The organism is Arthrobacter sp. NPDC058127 (genome assembly GCF_042884555.1).
GTDB lineage: Bacteria > Actinomycetota > Actinomycetes > Actinomycetales > Micrococcaceae > Arthrobacter.
Map to the genome: position 1 here is coordinate 1 of NZ_JBHVTT010000008.1, position 16085 is coordinate 16085.

Consider the following 16085-nt stretch of genomic DNA (forward strand, 5'->3'; position numbering starts at 1 on the left):
ATGGCGAAAGAGGGGTCCTTGGTGAGATCCATGAGAAAAGTCCGGAGGTTTTTGCGTTCATCGTGCCTGACCCAGAGCGCGCGCCGTCTGTTTATTGGCGGAGTGCTTGCCTGCACCCAGATCGATTCTCCGGCCGCGAGCAAAGCCGACCGGGTCAGCGTTTGAAACGGCGCGAACATGAAATGCTCCCCGGCCCTTAGCAGGCGTATCGCCGAGCCGAGATGTTCGACGGCGGTTACGATGCCAAACCGTGCAGCGTCCCGAACGGCACCCTTTACTATCCGTTCGGGACTGTCGTCCGCGTCTAGAAGGCTTCCGGGTTCTACTTCATCTTGTTTTCTGATTCGTTCCTGCCATGACGTGACAAGCTCCACGCAGCCGTTTACAAGGTCGGCCATCTTGGAGTCTTCCTCCGTCCACGATGCATGGAACTCGCTCATGGTTATAGGCTAGTGGACGCCTCCGACAATATCGCCCGACCTACTCGCGCTCTGAGGCCGGGGTCTTTGCCCAAGATCGCAGGTAAGGCCGGCAGCACGGACCTTCGAGGTCGGGGCGACCGCTCGTGGAGGTCGTGATTGATTGAGCTGATCACTCTCGGCGTCCAGTTCTGTTGTGTGCACACGGTACCAATCTCCAGCGACTGGCATGTTTCTGGCGTTGGTGTTCCGCTTGGTTAGTGCGTATAGCTACCAGTTCGTTGGGACACCTAAGACACGCCATTCAGGGCCCCAGAACCACCCGACGGCCACAACGTGCCGAGCCGCGTCTGTCGTCTCCCGTCGCTGGGTCGGCCGGATGGAATCCTTTCTGAGCGAAGCAACAGCCGCGGTTCATCACCGTGTGGCTCGCATCGAAATCGCCTAACGTCGACTTACGACCCGGTGGCCTCCTATCTGAACTCCTTGGCCGTGGAACCCCTGTGGATCCGCGGGGGCGGGACCAGACGCGCGCCGATCGACATCGAGTTGGTTGTTGACTGCGCCGTAGATTCGGAAGCCACGATGAGCAATATGGACGCCCGTTCCACTACCTGGTCCGGGCTGGCTTGCTGACGGTCTCGGAGAAGTTGTGTGTGGCACGCTCGACCAAATCTAGAGCCACATCCCGCAGCCGGTCCATTGGGTGCCCCGTCTTGCTCCAGGGGAGCTGGACGAGTGACTGCGCGAGCAATAAGGGATCTCCAAATGGAGCGTTGAATCGGCCCGGCGCGATTCCACCCAACTCATTCTCCATGTTTTGGCGCCATGCCTGACGTAGCGACTTAGGACCTGCCTGGATCAGAAGTCCTTGATCTCGGCACCGCTTCACCGCCCGTCTGAAAGCCGCGTTCCACGCGGTGGAGTTCAGCGGGACTCCAAGCTCATTTAGCCAGAGGAGGGCCGGTTCGCGTTCTCCAGTCACGGACTCCAGCAGGATCGCTGATTTTTCGTGTAGAGCAAGAGCTCCCCAATTGATCGATGCGCCTGCCGCGGCCCGGAGATGACCCGATTCAGTGACCTTTGCCAAGAACCACCGTGAGTCATCGTTGTAGAGCCCGGCCCTGCGGGCGGCCCTCACGGAGTACCGTCTTTCGGTCTCGATGTAGTCCAGCACTAGATCCAAAACTCGCTGACTCAAATGAACCGTCCGATTCAACGGTTCCTTCCAGGACGCCGACAGGTTGAATCTTCCACAGAGTTCGGATTGACTAAGCGAGATGTTTTCGAGGTCCGAGGTTCTCAGGCTGAATGCTTCTGTCGTGCGGAGACCAGCATTCAAAATCATTTCGAGCAGCGCGGAGTCCCGTTTTGTGGTGCCAGTCGCGGTGCCCTTGACTTCTGGTGATTCTGTCTGACCGGCTCCGAACCCGATGTCCCTGAGTATCTTGAAGTCCCTAATGGAGATTGCGGCGACGGATGACTCTAACGTGGCGCTGACCGGCCGCGATCGCGGAGGACCGCAGTCTGGAGAAGGACGCAGGGCGCTGATGACCAAGCCGTTTCTCTGTCCCCAGGTATACAGGCGTGTGATGGGTCCGACTAGTCGGAGCCAGGCAGCTCGGGAAATGTCTTGCCGGTGTCCAGCCGTTGTCAGATGAACGTAGTACCTAGCGAAGTCGTCCGGGATCGCATTCCATATGGACTTGCCGCAGATTTCCTCGACAAAGGTAGCCCACGCATGGATTGCGCGACAGTGATGACGCACTAGGGCATCGCTTGCGGCTCCGAGCGTGGCTAAGGACTCCATGTACTCATTCACGCCGTGAGGGCATGTGCCATCGTCGCGGATGATATAGGGCAACTTGTTAAGGTAAGGCCTCGGCCGGCCTATCCCTTGTTCGTTACTCGACTGATCGGTATAGCGTAAGTGGAGCATGGTTTCCTTTCGTAGTGCGGCGAACCGAACCTGTGCACGAAAGGGTGTGGTGACACATAGAAAAGAGTACCGGCGCTGCGATTTGGGTCAACCTTCGCGATTACTCGCGGTCTGATCACCATTGGATGCCGGCTTCGTCTGTGAGTGCGGCGATGACCGCGGCAGGTTCCTCAAGGTGGTCGACGGGGCGGCCGTGGTCAGCGAACCACGTCGTCGGAGATGTCATCCAAAAGACGACGTCCTGGCCACCCCAGCCGTACGCTTCGGCGATCTTCTTCAAGTCCTTCAAGAGCGGGCGCATTCTCATCGGCCACTCACCGTCGGGTGAAGGTTCAAAGAGGAATCCCGGGTACAAGGTCTCGCCACGATACCGGACCCCGAAATCCGGCATATCCGTGGCGTTCCCTGGTCCGAGAGCGCCCCGGGCTTCACTCTCCGTGAGAAGCCCGAACTCCTGACCGATTTTCGTCACCACGTTGATTGTGGCCTGAACCGCCCGGGCAAGCTGCGGCGAGACTTCGCCGTCCACGCTCTCCAATGCCCGGAACAACGCTGCGATCGGTTCCGCCGACCGGGCACGCTCGGTGTCGCCGGTCTCGTGCTGGTCGGAAGGTCCTGAAGGTGGGGCCATCGTCTGTTCCCTGTCATCCCAAAATGTGCCTTGCTACGCGACGATAGACCATCCGTTGGTGTGCACAAAGTGCTGCGGTTTGCGGCGGACAGGCCTGTGCGGAGTTGTCTTGGCCGGTCCTTCCAAGCCTGCTATGCCACCTTGTGACCCGCCGATACGGCGGGCTGAATCTTCGAACTTTCGATGAAGCAATGGGCTCCTACGAAGAATGCCTCGTGCAGCTGCTTCGCCCGGCCCAGTGGACCTAACCAAGCGAGAAGAACTGTGCCCGGTTGAACAGGATTCTTGAGTGGAAGGTACCCTGACCGTGGAAGCCGACGACGGCACAACAAGCAAAGTCAGCAGCACCGCCGAAACCTACGAACAGGCCCTTACCGAGGCCCGGAAACTGGTTCCGAAGGGAAGCAAGGAAATTGTGATCCGGACGGACCAATACTAGGGGTTAGGGAAAGCATAGTCGGCCGGCTAGCTGCCCTGGTGACGTTCCGATGGTGGCCCACCACGCGCGCTGGGTTTGTGTCGTCTGGGACTGTTTGAATAGCCGGTCTGAGACCGGCTGGTGCTGTGACTTTGGACGAGCGTGGCTCTTGTGTCGTATTGCCCTCTGGTTTTGCTGTGAGGTGCGCTTGCCGGGATTTGCCCGCTCGTCCAAAGTCCAGCATCGGTTCTGTCTACTGCGGTCGCTTGATTAGAAGCCTGTCCAGCCCCAAAGGTTGTGGCCCATCCCAGACTCCCCGCAGTACGCCTTTTGACCGATACCCGCACTCATCATAAGGAACTGCAGGAGGTACAAAATGGCTGTCGTCGCGCAAACCTAAGACTATGTTGTCGGCATCGACACACACTCGAAAACCCATACCCTTGTGATCATTTCCACTCTCACCGGTGCCGAGATCGCCAACGAGACGTTCCCTTCAACGACAGCAGGAATGAGCCGGGCCCTGCGCTGGATTTCACGACGCAGCACCGGCGATAGCGGGCGAGTGCTGCTCTCCATGGAAGGAACCGGATCGTACGGAGCCAAGCTGCGTCAGCTGGCAACGCAAGGCGACTAGCGAGTAGTCGAGGCACCATTTCCTCAGCGTCGGGTCGGTAGAAAGCTTGGAAAGTCAGACAGCATCGACGCAGCTCGAGCGGCGCGGGCCGTCCTTGGAATAGAGACCGATGAGCTTCGGGAGCCACGCGCCGGCCAACATCACACGGCGCTACGAGTCCTTACCGTCGCCAGGACCTCCATGGTCCGCGAGCGAACCGCGGCGATCAACTCTCTAATGGCACTGCTCAGAGTCGTGGACCTAGGAATCGACCTCCGTAAGTCTTTGACCGCGAAAACGGTTGAAACCATCGCAGCGTGGAGGACCAGGGAAGAAGGCATCGGCACCCGCGTGAGCCGTTCCGAGGCTAGCCGATTGGCCAAACAAATCCTCGCATTGGAAGACCAACTCGAGCAGAACGTGACCGATTTGGCTTTACTGGTCCAAAAGAGCCGCCCTGCTCTCCTTGATCTGCCGGGCGTAGGCCCAGTTAGCGCAGCCGCCATCCTCACCGCCTGGTCCATCCAGGCCGTGTCCGCTCAGAAGCCGCACTGGCCGCCCTTGCCGGCACATGCCCCATCCCCGCTTCATCAGGAAGCACGACCAGATACCGACTCAATCGTGGCGGCGATCGCCAGCTCAACAAGGCCATTCACACAATCGCGATCGTCAGAATGCGCTGCCATCAAGACACCAGGGATTACGTAGTCCGCAGAACGGGCGAAGGACGGAACAAGAAGGAAATCATCCGCAGCCTCAAGCGCTACATCACCCGGCAAATTTACCGAGCACTCCAGGAGGGAGGGCAGTCGGCAGCCAACTGCTCACACAGCGCTTCCCAGGGGTAGGAACCGAATACGCCCGAAAGGGGCCGTGCCCGGTCCAATCCTTGTCAGACGTCGTTGTCGGCGGGGGCGCGGTAGACCGTGATATTTCGCCGCGCGCGGCACGCGCCGCGAAGGAGTGCAACAATGCTGCTGGATGATTAGACGTCGAAGGAGCAGGCCAACGGTCACGAATGAGCAGGAGTCCAGGATCAAGATCAGCGACAGCATACGGGTGACCTTGTTCAAGTGGAGCTCGATCAGTAACGCCAAAACTGCGGTCCTGATGGCCCGGCAGTGTCGAGAACGAGAGCAGTCCCACCCTGCGTTGGCGCAGGGAAGCCCCGAAGCCGCAACAGCAACGGACGAGCACTGGGCTTTCGCGAGCTCCTCTATCGTCTCCTCAGTCATGTTCATGGAGGCGAATATCAACGAAGTGTTCCTATCGGCAAGCATGGCCCTGAGCGACGAAACTCGCCCCAACTTTGTTGGAGATGGTTTCCCCTACGTAGGTGGGCTATTGTCACGCGATGACCGGGGCAAGCTCGAGGACACTTGGGATCTAGTAGAGGGCGCTGGACTGCTAGACAAGTACCAGTTCGTTCTGGCACTTCTTGGCAAAGAGCGGATGGACAAGGGCAACGCGCCGTACCAGCCAGCTAACGCACTGGTCGGTGTCCGCAACAAGCTCATCCATTTCAAGGAGGGCCCTCATGAGGTTGGAAGCGAACTAAGGACCTTCGAGAGGAATCTGCGGAGCTTTCTCGGCGGTACACACTTCCAACCGCACCCATTCACGTCGGCCGGCAACCCGTTGTTCCCCGATCAGCTGTTCGGCTATGCCGGTTGTCGTTGGGCATGGCGCACGGCCGACGCGTTTGCCCAGGAGTTCCACAAGCGGCTGGGTATCGAGGCGGCTTATCAACCTTTCCGGTCGACCCTGACCCTCGCCTGAGAGAAAGTTGGGCCGCTCGCCCCCTCAGCCATCCTCCGCCCATGTCTTCTGTGGTTTTCCCCTTCTGTGATTCTCATAAACGGTCAGTTATGACAGTTCTGCGAACGGTGCAATCCAAGCTGAGGATCCGCAGAGTGGAGAGCTGCCCGGTATCGGCCCAAAATGAGCTTGACAGATTGAAGCATCCCGGCTGAAAGACGCCATTTGGGTTGTACGTACGCCTTACCGCCGAGCACTGTGAAGGCCCGGCGAATGTAGGTTGGGGTTTGAAGAATATGTCGCGATGAGGAAGTACTTACGATGAAACAACACTTCAAGGGCTACTACGCATCGTCTGAAGAGGAGATCCGGGCGCTTTGGTCATCGGCCACTATCGTGTTTGATGCCAATGTGCTCTTGGACTTCCACCGCTATGAGCCTGAAACCTCTACAACGTACTTAAGGTTGGCCTCGGCATTTAGCGACAGGCTTTGGGTACCCTTCCAAGCGGTACAGGAGTACCACGAAAACCGTGCGGGCGTACGCGCGGGAGCCACGTCCGCTCACGACGAACAGATCGATTCAATCACCAAGCTGGTCAACACCATCGGTCAGGCCCCACGGAAGTCGCACCTAGCCGCCGGCGAAAAGCACAAAGCCCTTGTGGATGCAGCCAAGGATCTCCTGGAGGAGCTCAAGGATGCTCGCGCGACCGTGGCCACCCGAAACGCCCCAACGGCTGACGACCCCGTTCTTAACCATCTCTCGGAGCTGTTGTCCGACGATAAGATCGGTCCGAAGCCCACGGAAGAAGAGCTGAAAAAGCTCTTCAAAATTGGCGCTGAACGTTTTGCCAACAAAATTCCACCGGGCTACATGGATCTAGGCAAGAAACCTGGAAACCGCCAGTATGGCGACTATGTTCTCTGGCAGCAGGTCATGACCCATGCGAAGGAAAACAAGCTGGACATCATCCTCGTCACCGAAGACGCAAAAGAGGACTGGTGGGTTTCTGCCCATGGAAAGCAGATAATGCCACGACCTGAACTTGTCAACGAGTTCCGGGAGTTCACGAACGGCCAATCCATCCATCTGTATAACGGCCTGTCGTTCTTCGATTACGCCGCTGAGGAAGTTGGCGACAAGACGACGCCCGAAGCTATCAAGGCCGCCCGTGAAGATCTGGAGGACGTAGCCCAGCGGCGGGCCGACGAGGCCCTTTATTATCGGCAGCTTCGGGAGGACGCAGCCCAGCAGCGGGCCGGCGAGGCAGCCTACTATCGGCAGCTTCGGGAAACGGTGATGACGGGCGAGCGGTTCGTAGAATCGATGCGCCCGGTTTCTCTAGCCGAGATCGGTCAACCAGCAGGCCTGGGTGAGTCTTTGCCCTACGACGACTATGTCCGTTTAGGCGAACTTAAGGCCAGATTGGAGCGGCTGATTAGGCACATTTCGGCCAGAGAAGAAGCTGGAACGGAAGCGGATGACCCGGAACGGTCAAGATTGCGGGACAGTCTGGAAGTTGTTCGGGCGGAACTCATCGCTCTCCACGTCCGCGCTGGATTCGGCAGCAACGAGGCTCGCGCCAGGATCCAGCTGTTCGAGGAACCCCAGTGGCGCCGTACCATGCGGGGTGAAGACGACGACTCCGGCTACGGCCCGGACAGCTATTACGCCCGCGCCATGGGCAAGGACAACTGATATCTCATCCACGTTTGGTGTCTGAACTCCTCGGCAATAGCTCCCAAAAGTACTAAAGACCTTTCGAAGTGGCGGCTTGTAGAAATCTGCCAGCAAGCTAGTATCATGCTCAGCCCCCGATGGCGGCTCGCAGCGGATAGGCCCTCTTCTCGTCTAGTAGAGGTGCCGCATCGTTCCGGGGTCGGAAGGTGGTCCGACATGGCTGAGAAGTATGAGTCTTTTTGCTTCTACCAGTCTGGGTTGCTCATCGGCCAACCAGTCTTTGCATTCGGTCCGAGGAGAGCAGCAAACCGCAAGAGGCCTGATCTCAAAGCGATGCGATGGAATGCGGTCTTGCTCAACTGTCGACCTGTCGGACTTTCTTCCATCCCGAGGGCACAGGGACACCCTTGTGGACAATGGAAGCTATGACCGATGAGAACGTCTCCATAAGCACGGATACTTCCTCCGTTTCAATCTCTTACCTACGGAAGAATCTGAAGGACGTGATTGCGCGAGCAGGCAAGGGCGAGCGGATCCAGATAACGAGGAATGGCAGGGTTCTGGCGGTGCTGGTCGGGCCTGCGGATTGTGAGTTGCTTGAACAATTGGAGGGGGCGCGAGATTTCGCACAGTACCGTGCCGCCATGAGTGCAGACGATGGGGGCGGACTGGAACAGTTGCGTGCCGACCCTGACGGGTGAACTCCTGCCGTGCCGGGTTGGTCGGCCCGTTGGATAAATCGGGGCGAATGACCCCCGCCTGTGCGGGCGTCGGTCCGGACGCCGTCACCGAGACCGCTCCGGGCCCCTGATCTGCGGCAAACCCACAACGTGAAACCGGCCAGGCTCCCGGGGTTTGGTTTCCGGCAGGAATCATTGGGCGTCCTCGAGAGCGGCGGACATGAAAGCCACCCTCTGCAGGTGAAGAATCGGGCCCGGCGATAGGTGAGGAGTCGAATCGTAGATTGTCCTGGTGTGCTGGGCGCGCGGGGCAGGGCTCAGCTGGACGTCTGGGTTTGCGCCAACAACCTGGGCCTAGGGGGCGATCTCCCTTTGTCTCGCGAAGAAATCACTTGGCTACCCTCCGGAGTTCTGAAACGAAGGCATCATGACGGGCAGCGAACCGCACTGATCTCAGGACTCCGGGCGCGGCAATATGGTGAGGAACCCCGGTCCGCATTTTCGTGGGAAGGGCCGAGAAAGCCCGCCGCTGGCTGACAACCTGTGCGGTGCTTATCTCGGCCCTGATGCCCTTAGTGGTCAGAATTATTGACCACTACTGGCGTTAGTGACGCTCCACATCCGAAGGGCCGGCTGATTAGGACGACGGCCCTTCTGTGTCACATGGTAGACGGCGCGCAGGTCCTGGCCAAGAGCGGGCTAAGTTGAAACCCGATAGACCCCAGTCGGCACGTCATCATTGCCGCGGGATGAACATCACACTCCGACAGCGCAATGGCCCTGCGCAGACTGGCCGCGTTACATGGTCTCCAGATCCCGGGCATGGATCCAGATGCCTAGCCGGGAGAATTCAACCGGGGTGCCGGACTTGATTCTGGCCAGCCACCGTTCGGTGGCGTTCGGCAGGGTCGTGACAATCCACTCTTCCGCTAGGGGCTTAGGTTGCGTCCAGGCAGGCTTTGGGATTCCGAGCCGATCGCTTTCGCGGCCAACGACCGCGGCAAGCAGTGTGTCCCACCGTAGGGATCCGGTGGAGCCCGGGGCTATCAGGAAATCCTCATAATTCGACGGTGATGTTTGACGGAAGTCGGCGATGGCGGTGACCATGATCCGGAAGGCGAAATCAACGTCTCCGTTCGCCAGCTCGCGACCGATGATCTCGGCGGTCCTTCGCGAACTCAGCCGGTGTTCGTCGGTCATGGCCATGATCACACCCTAACCAAGACTGACCGCAGTCCGGAGTTCCCACTTCCAGCCGCTGCTGCGGTTACCGGCACGGGTTTGGCTGGGTAGGGGCGGCCTGTCGGCCAGCTCCTCGGCATCTTTACGGGGTTTTGCCTGATGTGGTCTCGGATTCCGGTGCCGAAGGTGCGATCCGGATGGGCCCGAGGTCATCCGTCGTATCGTCGGTGAGGTTCTTCACGTCGCGTTGATAGTCCGCGTCGATGGTGGCCCGGATGCGATGCACGTCGTCCCTGGTCAGGAATGGTTTTTTCTCCACTGATTTTCCCTCCCTTCAGCGGAATACACCGTGTCGAATGATCCGAAGTCGTCCGGGGGCAAATGGGGACCATCACCGTTGGTGAGAGGGTCCAGGGGCCGTGGCCCTGGACGGAATGTCTCGTATCCCTGGAGTCGTAGCAGCAATGTATCCGGAGTCATTGGGATGAGCGTCCGGCCTACCATCGCATGGTTCTTCCGGCCGCCGGTGGTCTCGACGAGAGCGTCTTCCATGGCGACTAGCCTAGACCTTGATCGCTGCTTATCGAGTTGCTGCTGGCGTCCCCCGGTCCGGCTTTGTCCCACCGAACGCCATCGCAGCTGATAGGTCGATTGTGCAAAGGCGCTTTGCACAATTGGCGACCGCTGTCGGTGTTCTCAGCGGTGATATTGCCGTGACCAGTTTTCCAATCAGCAAAGCCACCCCTGCGGATGCCGTCCCGCCGGGGCGGATTGGCTACGACATTTCCGCCGACGAACTGCTTCTCCACACCCTTCAGAGCGAGGAAGCTTTCGATGCGCTCTGTTCGGCAGGTGTGCTCGTGTCTGATCCTTCCCGTATCGATCCTTTTCTTGTCGACGCCTACGACTGGCTTACCGGCAGATGGCAGCACGGCTCACCACTGCCGGGGAGGGGGCCATCTGGTTTTGGGCCCGGATCACGCGCCGTGATCTGGTGGACAGTTGCAGGCACTCCATCGGGCAGGTTCTGCTGACCTGCAGGGTGCCGCGGGAACGTGTGCTGCTCTCCCACTATGGCGACTGGCATTCGGTCCTGAACAAGTTCCCTCATATCCCGGAGATCCCAGGCGAAAGCGATGAAGACTACACCGTACGCACGGATCGAAGGTACGACGATTTCGTGGACAGGCTCAAGGCCGCAGGAGCTTGGGGTGCGGGAATCGAGGCCTGGCCGGCGGATTTGAGAGCCGACGTCGAGCAAGGCTGGGAGAGCATCTTTGACCCGGGGAATTACGGTCGTTTCGAGTCCTGGCAGGCCACCATGCACACACTGTGCGTGGAAGACGTCGTGGAAGCCGTCAGAATCCAGCGCTGAGCTTGCCGTCCCATGAGTCCAGTTGAATCGGGGGGTGCGGATGGGGCTCCGCGTACGACCGGACGGGCAGGGCCAACAGCATTGGACTGTGCACGGGTCACGGCGCTGAAGCGACCGAAGGTTCTCTCGACCATGCAGCGTCTCGAATACTTCATCGACGGGTCGCTGCCGGGCGCGACGTGGATGTTCCCGCCATATCGGGGGATGACACCGCCAACGTCGATGGGGCAATTGCCTCTCCGGGCGTCCGATCCAAGGCCAGCGTGAACGGATCGCTGCGCTCATCCCGGTGCGGCAAGGTCAGGGTCGCTGGCCTCGCCATGTTGGGCCGATCCGTTGCTGCCGCTGCTTGACCTTTTATACGCCTTTATACCTTTTATATTCTTTATACTTCCCGGCCCATGACCGGCGGGTGAAAGCAACCCTCATCGCCGGTTGCCCGGGCGGAGACAATACCGGGCCGGTCGACAAGTGCGTCCTGGGGGTTGCCCCGGCAATAGTTATTGCGCCACGAGCCGGAGTGGTCGTTCGCCCAGGAAGACGGTGATTTCTTGGCCCCAGGATGCGGTGAGGCGGTCTTCTTCCATGCCGTCTCCGAAGACCACGAGTTGGTCGGAGGCCACGGTGATCCGGAGTGTTTCTCCCGCTTCCAAGGCACCTTCGGTCAGCGACCCTCCGGTGATCGGGGAGGGCCAGGCTTCGCGGACGAACCAGGCGAGCCGGGGATCGGTTGGGGTTGGTAGGGTGCGTCCTCCGCGTTCGAGGGCGATGGATGCGCACCAGCCGGTGGCGCCGGTGCCGGTGGAGACGATCAGTCCGGAGGAGGACTGGCGTTCGGTCTGCCCGTCCGGGGCCGTGAGCCGGTACCGGGCCGATTGGTGCGAGGCGTGGCCGATGAAGATTTCGTTGAGTCCGGAGAGTTGCTGGCCGTCGTCGAGCCGTGCCGTCACGGTGGCCAATTCCTGGCAGGCCAGCCGCTCCGCCAGCCCGGCGGGGGCAGAGTCCTGTAGTACTTTGGCTGCGACGTCGGGGGTGTGCCGGACGAGTACGCCGAGGTTGATGCCCGGCTCCGGGTTGATCCCGATGACAGGCTGGCCGTTGAGGTATTTGGCCGTGTTGGCCACAAGTCCGTCCTGGCCGACGACGGCAATGATGTCCTCCGCTGTGAACAGGAAGCGGCTGAGGTCAGCGCGTTCCACGTCGGCGTGACGCCATTCGGCGGGCACCGCGGCGCGGATGGTCGCCAGGGCCGTAATGAGCCGGTCGTGGTGGTACTGGACTTCCTGGATGGTGCGGCCTCTGGTGTGGAGGAAGAATTCGGCCTGGCCTCGGGTGGCGTGCCGGTCCAGGAGCTCCTGCAGTTCGGTGCGCCGGTGGACGATGACGAGGCGGGGGTTGGCCATGACAGAGCTACTTCCCGGCCCGGCCGGTGGTGCCGGCCACCGTCCCGGCCGCGGCGACGGGCACTGTACCGACCGCGGGGTTCTGGAACAGTCCGGCGAGGGCACCGGTGAGCAGGTCGGGGGTGATGGTGAGGTTGCCGATGTTGGGGAGGGATCCGGCTGCCTCGCGCAGGGCCAGTGCGAGCAAGGTGGCGTGTTCCATGCCGCGGTAGACCTCCATGGTGGCGGCCTCGTGCGCGGCGTTGGCTTCGCCGACGAGCCGGATCTGGTTGGCTTCGGCGGTGGCGTTGATGCCTTGGCGTTCGGCTCCGGCCTGGGCCTGGATGAGTCCTGCGGCGGCTTTTTCCTCGGCTTCGCGCCGTGCGTTGGCGCCTTCCTGGGCGACGAGATGTTCCCTGCGGGTGGCCAGTTCGATCTGGCTGGCCATTTCGTTCTCGGAGATGGTCCGTTCGCGCTCGACGGCGACGGCCCGGCGTTCGTACACGGCCCGGTCCGCTTCGGCCTGCAGCTGTTCCCGGACCGGCGTCTGCAGCGCCCGTTCGACGTCGGACTCCGGCCGGACCGCCAGGACCTGCACCCCGAGGATCTCGATGCCCGTGGACGCCAGCCGGGAATCTGCGCGGAGGGCGTCGGTGAGGACGGTGCGGAGCTGGCTGACGCCGCGCTCCAGCGCCTGGGCGAGGGTGGTGGTGGCAATCTGGTCGATCGCGTGGCTCTGGCACAGTTGGCCGATGATGGTGGCGACCTGCTCCTTGCCGGTCGCCTGCGCCGTGCCTGCCCCAGGCCCGGCGGGCTGGAGGGCGAAGTCGAGCCGGGCAGACACGGCCACCGGGTCGATGAAGCGGTAGGTCACGTTCGCCTGCACGCTCACGTCCTGATGGTCACGGGTGATGGCGTGGAAAAGCGTGGGCAGTTCCTGGTCATCCACAGGAACCTCGCTGAGCACGGAGTTCACCGGCCGGTACCAGAACGCCTGGCCCACCCCCTGGTGCCTGACTGTGCCTTTTTGGAGGTGCACGACGTAGCCGGTGGGGCTGCCCAGGAAGTGGCTGATCCAGGGGTAGCGCTTGATGCTGACCATGGGATTCTCCTAATCGTTCAAGATTCTCGTCAATCTGACGATAATCAAACGATAGGCTCGCATCCGATTTATTGTCAAGATGACGATAACTACCTAGGATGGGTCCATGCCCAAGTCCTACCCGGCGCCCGCGCGTTTCCCGGTGACCGTCGACGTCGTCGCCCTCACCGTCTCCGACGACGTCCTGAACATCCTGCTGATCACCCGCCTCATCAAGCCCTTCCGCGGCGCACTCGCCCTGCCGGGCGGCTTCGTACTGGCCGGTGAAGACCTAGTCACGGCTGCAGGACGGGAACTGGCCGAGGAAACCGGCGTCAAGCAGATCCCGGGGCACCTGGAGCAACTCGGCAGTTACGGCCCGCAGGGGCGCGACCCGCGCGGGGATGTGCTGACCGTCGCCCACCTGCTCCTCGCACCCAACTTCCCCGTCCTGTCTGCCGGGAGCGACGCCGAACACGCCGCCTGGTACCCGGTCAACCAGATTCTCGAGGGTGAATTGAAGCTCGCCTTCGACCACGAGCGGATCCTCGCCGACGCCCTGGAACGGGCGAAATCAAAGCTCGAATACTCACCCCTCGGGGCCGCGTTCTGCGGCGAGGAATTCACCATCGCCCAGCTCCGCGCCGTGTATGAAGCCGTGTGGGGGACCCGCCTTGACCCCCGGAATTTCCACCGCAAAGCCACCGGAACGCCCGGCTTTCTCGAAGACACCGGAAGGATGACGGCGGGCGACGCCGGTCGCCCGGCAGGCCTTTTCCGGCTCGCCCAGGCAGCCCGCCCATCCGCCGGTCAGCCGACTAGGGCCGTACTCAACCCGCCCCTCATGCGACCACGCAAGTGATGCCTTGTCTTCCGGGCGGCTGCAGTCTGGCGACCGCACGTCGGGTCAGATTCTGGTGATCAGTATTTTGTCCAAATCGAACTCAATTTCAGGATCATCGTCGACACTTCCGAAGACCAGCCGTACCGTGAAGCTTCCGTCCACGGAGACGGTGGAGTTCCCGTCCAGCAGAAGACCGTCCACATTAGTTGAAGTGAATGGCGAGTTTTGCTCGCACGATATGTGGCCCTCTACGGAAACTTCTAGAATTGCCCCAGTGCCGAATTTTGCGTTCAACGAGCCTAGGGAAATGTGACGGGGACCGACCAGCGAAAAGCCGGTAAGGTCGGCGTCATCAACGAATCCGATCTCCTCAACCTTTTCATCCAGTTCGCCTACCATAGATTCCAGTGATCCCGAGATGACCTCCACTAGATCTAGTTTAAGTATTTCCTTAGCGACTCTTAATGCAAATCGACCTGTGGAATCTAGTACCAAGTCCAAGTCGTCGGTCCATCCATCCACCATGAAATCAGGAATATATCCGTTGTCGATATTCGGGGACAGGATGACCGTGCTTTCGAAATTTTCGAGCAGTCGCTCATCGATGGCCCGGATTCTCTTTGCCAGCAAAGGACCGTAATTGGTCAATGACCTTCTTTGTATTTCTGGGTTTTCGGTGAGAGCCTTAACTAAGGCGCTTTCAAATCCTTGGGCAGTGCGCATTCTTTCGATATCTGCATTAATCGGAGCACTTAACTTCAAAGCTCGTTCAAGTGCATCTTCAATTGCTCCTGAACGCTCCTTGACGGCGTTCCCTTTTCTCTGGTTGCACTTAGAGCCTGCTGCGCAGATGGGGGCAAGGTTCTCGAGTCCGTCCAGAGAGTGTGAGGGCGGCATATTGAAGAGCGCCAGCGCAGCCTGGAATCCCTGCCGGGGTAGGATGTGGTCGATCTCCATGTATGTGGAATCTTCCGCTGGACGCAAACACCAGTAGCATTTTCCGCCCCATGCCTTATACATGGCGAGTCGCATTCGACCATGTTCCGGCTCTCCGGAAGTGTACTTTACCCGCTTTACCGCGGCCGGTTGTGGTTGATTTTTTATCCTAAATGGCATAATACCCGTACTATATTTCATTTCTGCGTGGATTCCGCAAGCTCAGGATGATGCTGCGGCGCCCGATAGTCAACCGGCTACCGGTGGCCAGGACACTGGATACGCCCGCGATCGCGCGACTCGATTAACCCGTTGCGACTAGTCTTGCGATCGTGGGCACTGCGGAAGTTGAAATCGATGAAAGTCGGGTCTGGCACTACACGAGCCCCGATGGACTCAAGGGTGTTCTCCGAAGCCATGTCATATGGGCATCGTCCGCAGAGACGACAAATGACCCGTACGTACTCAACAGTCCCGCAGAGATCGGCAAGGCAGAGCTGATCTTCACCCAGCGGGCCCGCTACGAAGGCCGCTCTGCCATCATCTGGGCCATCGACAACCCTTCCGAAGACGCCCTGGTGGAAGGCGACCGGATCGCCAGGATCGATCATGCCCTGCTCAGCTACGCGTTGCGGCTGCGCGGTGCGTCCACCGGCGAAATTCGCTGTCCAAAGCCTTCGGTGTTCCCTGACTTCGACCCCGCGGTCATGCCGATCTGACGATGACACAACCGACCGTCGGACGACGGGCACCCATGAGGTACAGCAGCAGCCGGTCGGTGATGTAGGCGAGATCTGCCGCCACGCTGAGGGGAGCATCGCGGGAGCGCGGGCCGGAAAGACCTGGGGGACTGCCAAATACTTGACGGTCTCCGAGGTCCTTTTGCGAACAACGGGCTCGTGATTCCTGTTCTGCCGGCAGATCGAAGCGGACTTGCCGTTTTTCGTCGGGCGCGCAACGCGGTTGAATCCTTCGTGAGGGACTGGTGCTTCAAGAGAAGGATGCAGGGCATGTGAGGACGTGAGAAGTGGTGATTCTACGCAGCGGGGCCAAGAGCGATCGGGTGATCTGGCGCACGAGGACAGGACAAACTGTCGGCGGTATGCCGGTTCCATGGATCATGAGCGATGCTGTACGTGCT

Annotated in this window: 14 protein-coding genes and 2 pseudogenes; 9 read left to right on the forward strand and 7 right to left on the reverse strand. The window is 60.2% G+C overall.

Features of this window, described 5'->3' with window-relative positions; translation table 11 throughout:
* Together ACFVTG_RS12520 and ACFVTG_RS12525 are read right to left on the reverse strand one after the other, a co-directional pair.
* Positions 1-440, reverse strand: a pseudogene (locus tag ACFVTG_RS12520) (hypothetical protein); the annotation flags it as partial.
* Positions 441-2473: 2033 nt separating this feature from the next.
* Positions 2474-2989 carry a hypothetical protein gene (locus ACFVTG_RS12525; RefSeq protein ID WP_390280825.1) on the reverse strand — a complete coding sequence of 172 codons (516 nt, stop codon included), beginning with the start codon at positions 2987-2989 and terminating at the stop codon, positions 2474-2476.
* A 289-nt stretch (positions 2990-3278) separates the two neighbouring features.
* Between ACFVTG_RS12525 and ACFVTG_RS12530 the strand changes: the two genes are divergently transcribed.
* The 6 genes and pseudogenes from ACFVTG_RS12530 (at position 3279) to ACFVTG_RS12555 (ending at position 8165) form a co-directional block, all read left to right on the forward strand.
* Positions 3279-3428, forward strand: coding sequence for a hypothetical protein (locus ACFVTG_RS12530; protein WP_390280827.1), 150 nt, complete (start codon positions 3279-3281; stop codon positions 3426-3428).
* 424 nt (positions 3429-3852) lie between these two features.
* Positions 3853-4215: pseudogene (locus tag ACFVTG_RS12535) on the forward strand (transposase); the annotation flags it as partial.
* 386 nt (positions 4216-4601) lie between these two features.
* Positions 4602-4871 carry a transposase gene (locus ACFVTG_RS12540; protein ID WP_390281082.1) on the forward strand — a complete coding sequence of 90 codons (270 nt, stop codon included), beginning with the start codon at positions 4602-4604 and terminating at the stop codon, positions 4869-4871.
* A gap of 211 nt (positions 4872-5082) precedes the next feature.
* Positions 5083-5802 (forward strand): hypothetical protein, encoded by a 720-nt coding sequence (locus tag ACFVTG_RS12545; protein ID WP_390280829.1) that lies wholly within the window; start codon positions 5083-5085, stop codon positions 5800-5802.
* Positions 5803-6102: 300 nt separating this feature from the next.
* Positions 6103-7482 (forward strand): PIN domain-containing protein, encoded by a 1380-nt coding sequence (locus ACFVTG_RS12550; RefSeq protein ID WP_390280831.1) that lies wholly within the window; start codon positions 6103-6105, stop codon positions 7480-7482.
* 407 nt (positions 7483-7889) lie between these two features.
* Entirely contained in the window at positions 7890-8165 is a 276-nt protein-coding gene (locus tag ACFVTG_RS12555; protein WP_390280833.1) for a type II toxin-antitoxin system Phd/YefM family antitoxin, read from the forward strand.
* Positions 8166-8942: 777 nt separating this feature from the next.
* Here ACFVTG_RS12555 and ACFVTG_RS12560 read toward each other — a convergent pair.
* Positions 8943-9350, reverse strand: a complete 408-nt coding sequence (locus ACFVTG_RS12560; RefSeq protein WP_390280835.1) for a hypothetical protein — start codon at positions 9348-9350, stop codon at positions 8943-8945.
* A 118-nt stretch (positions 9351-9468) separates the two neighbouring features.
* On the reverse strand, positions 9469-9645 hold the full coding sequence (locus tag ACFVTG_RS12565) for a hypothetical protein (protein WP_390280837.1): 177 nt from the start codon (positions 9643-9645) through the stop codon (positions 9469-9471).
* A 603-nt stretch (positions 9646-10248) separates the two neighbouring features.
* Between ACFVTG_RS12565 and ACFVTG_RS12570 the strand changes: the two genes are divergently transcribed.
* Positions 10249-10701, forward strand: coding sequence for a DUF3841 domain-containing protein (locus ACFVTG_RS12570; protein ID WP_390280839.1), 453 nt, complete (start codon positions 10249-10251; stop codon positions 10699-10701).
* Between the two features lie 500 nt (positions 10702-11201).
* On the opposite strand, the gene ACFVTG_RS12575 is transcribed toward ACFVTG_RS12570, so the two are convergent.
* Positions 11202-12104: a hypothetical protein gene (locus ACFVTG_RS12575; RefSeq protein WP_390280841.1), complete on the reverse strand. Its 903-nt coding sequence runs from the start codon at positions 12102-12104 to the stop codon at positions 11202-11204.
* A 7-nt stretch (positions 12105-12111) separates the two neighbouring features.
* Positions 12112-13185 (reverse strand): SPFH domain-containing protein, encoded by a 1074-nt coding sequence (locus tag ACFVTG_RS12580; protein WP_390280843.1) that lies wholly within the window; start codon positions 13183-13185, stop codon positions 12112-12114.
* Positions 13186-13291: 106 nt separating this feature from the next.
* On the opposite strand from ACFVTG_RS12580, the gene ACFVTG_RS12585 reads away from it, so the two are divergent.
* Positions 13292-14026, forward strand: coding sequence for an NUDIX domain-containing protein (locus ACFVTG_RS12585; RefSeq protein ID WP_390280845.1), 735 nt, complete (start codon positions 13292-13294; stop codon positions 14024-14026).
* A gap of 45 nt (positions 14027-14071) precedes the next feature.
* Here the strand turns inward: ACFVTG_RS12585 and ACFVTG_RS12590 are convergent, their stop codons facing one another.
* Positions 14072-14965: a hypothetical protein gene (locus ACFVTG_RS12590; protein ID WP_390280847.1), complete on the reverse strand. Its 894-nt coding sequence runs from the start codon at positions 14963-14965 to the stop codon at positions 14072-14074.
* Between the two features lie 311 nt (positions 14966-15276).
* On the opposite strand from ACFVTG_RS12590, the gene ACFVTG_RS12595 reads away from it, so the two are divergent.
* Positions 15277-15663, forward strand: coding sequence for a hypothetical protein (locus tag ACFVTG_RS12595; protein ID WP_390280848.1), 387 nt, complete (start codon positions 15277-15279; stop codon positions 15661-15663).
* Positions 15664-16085: the final 422 nt, after the last annotated feature.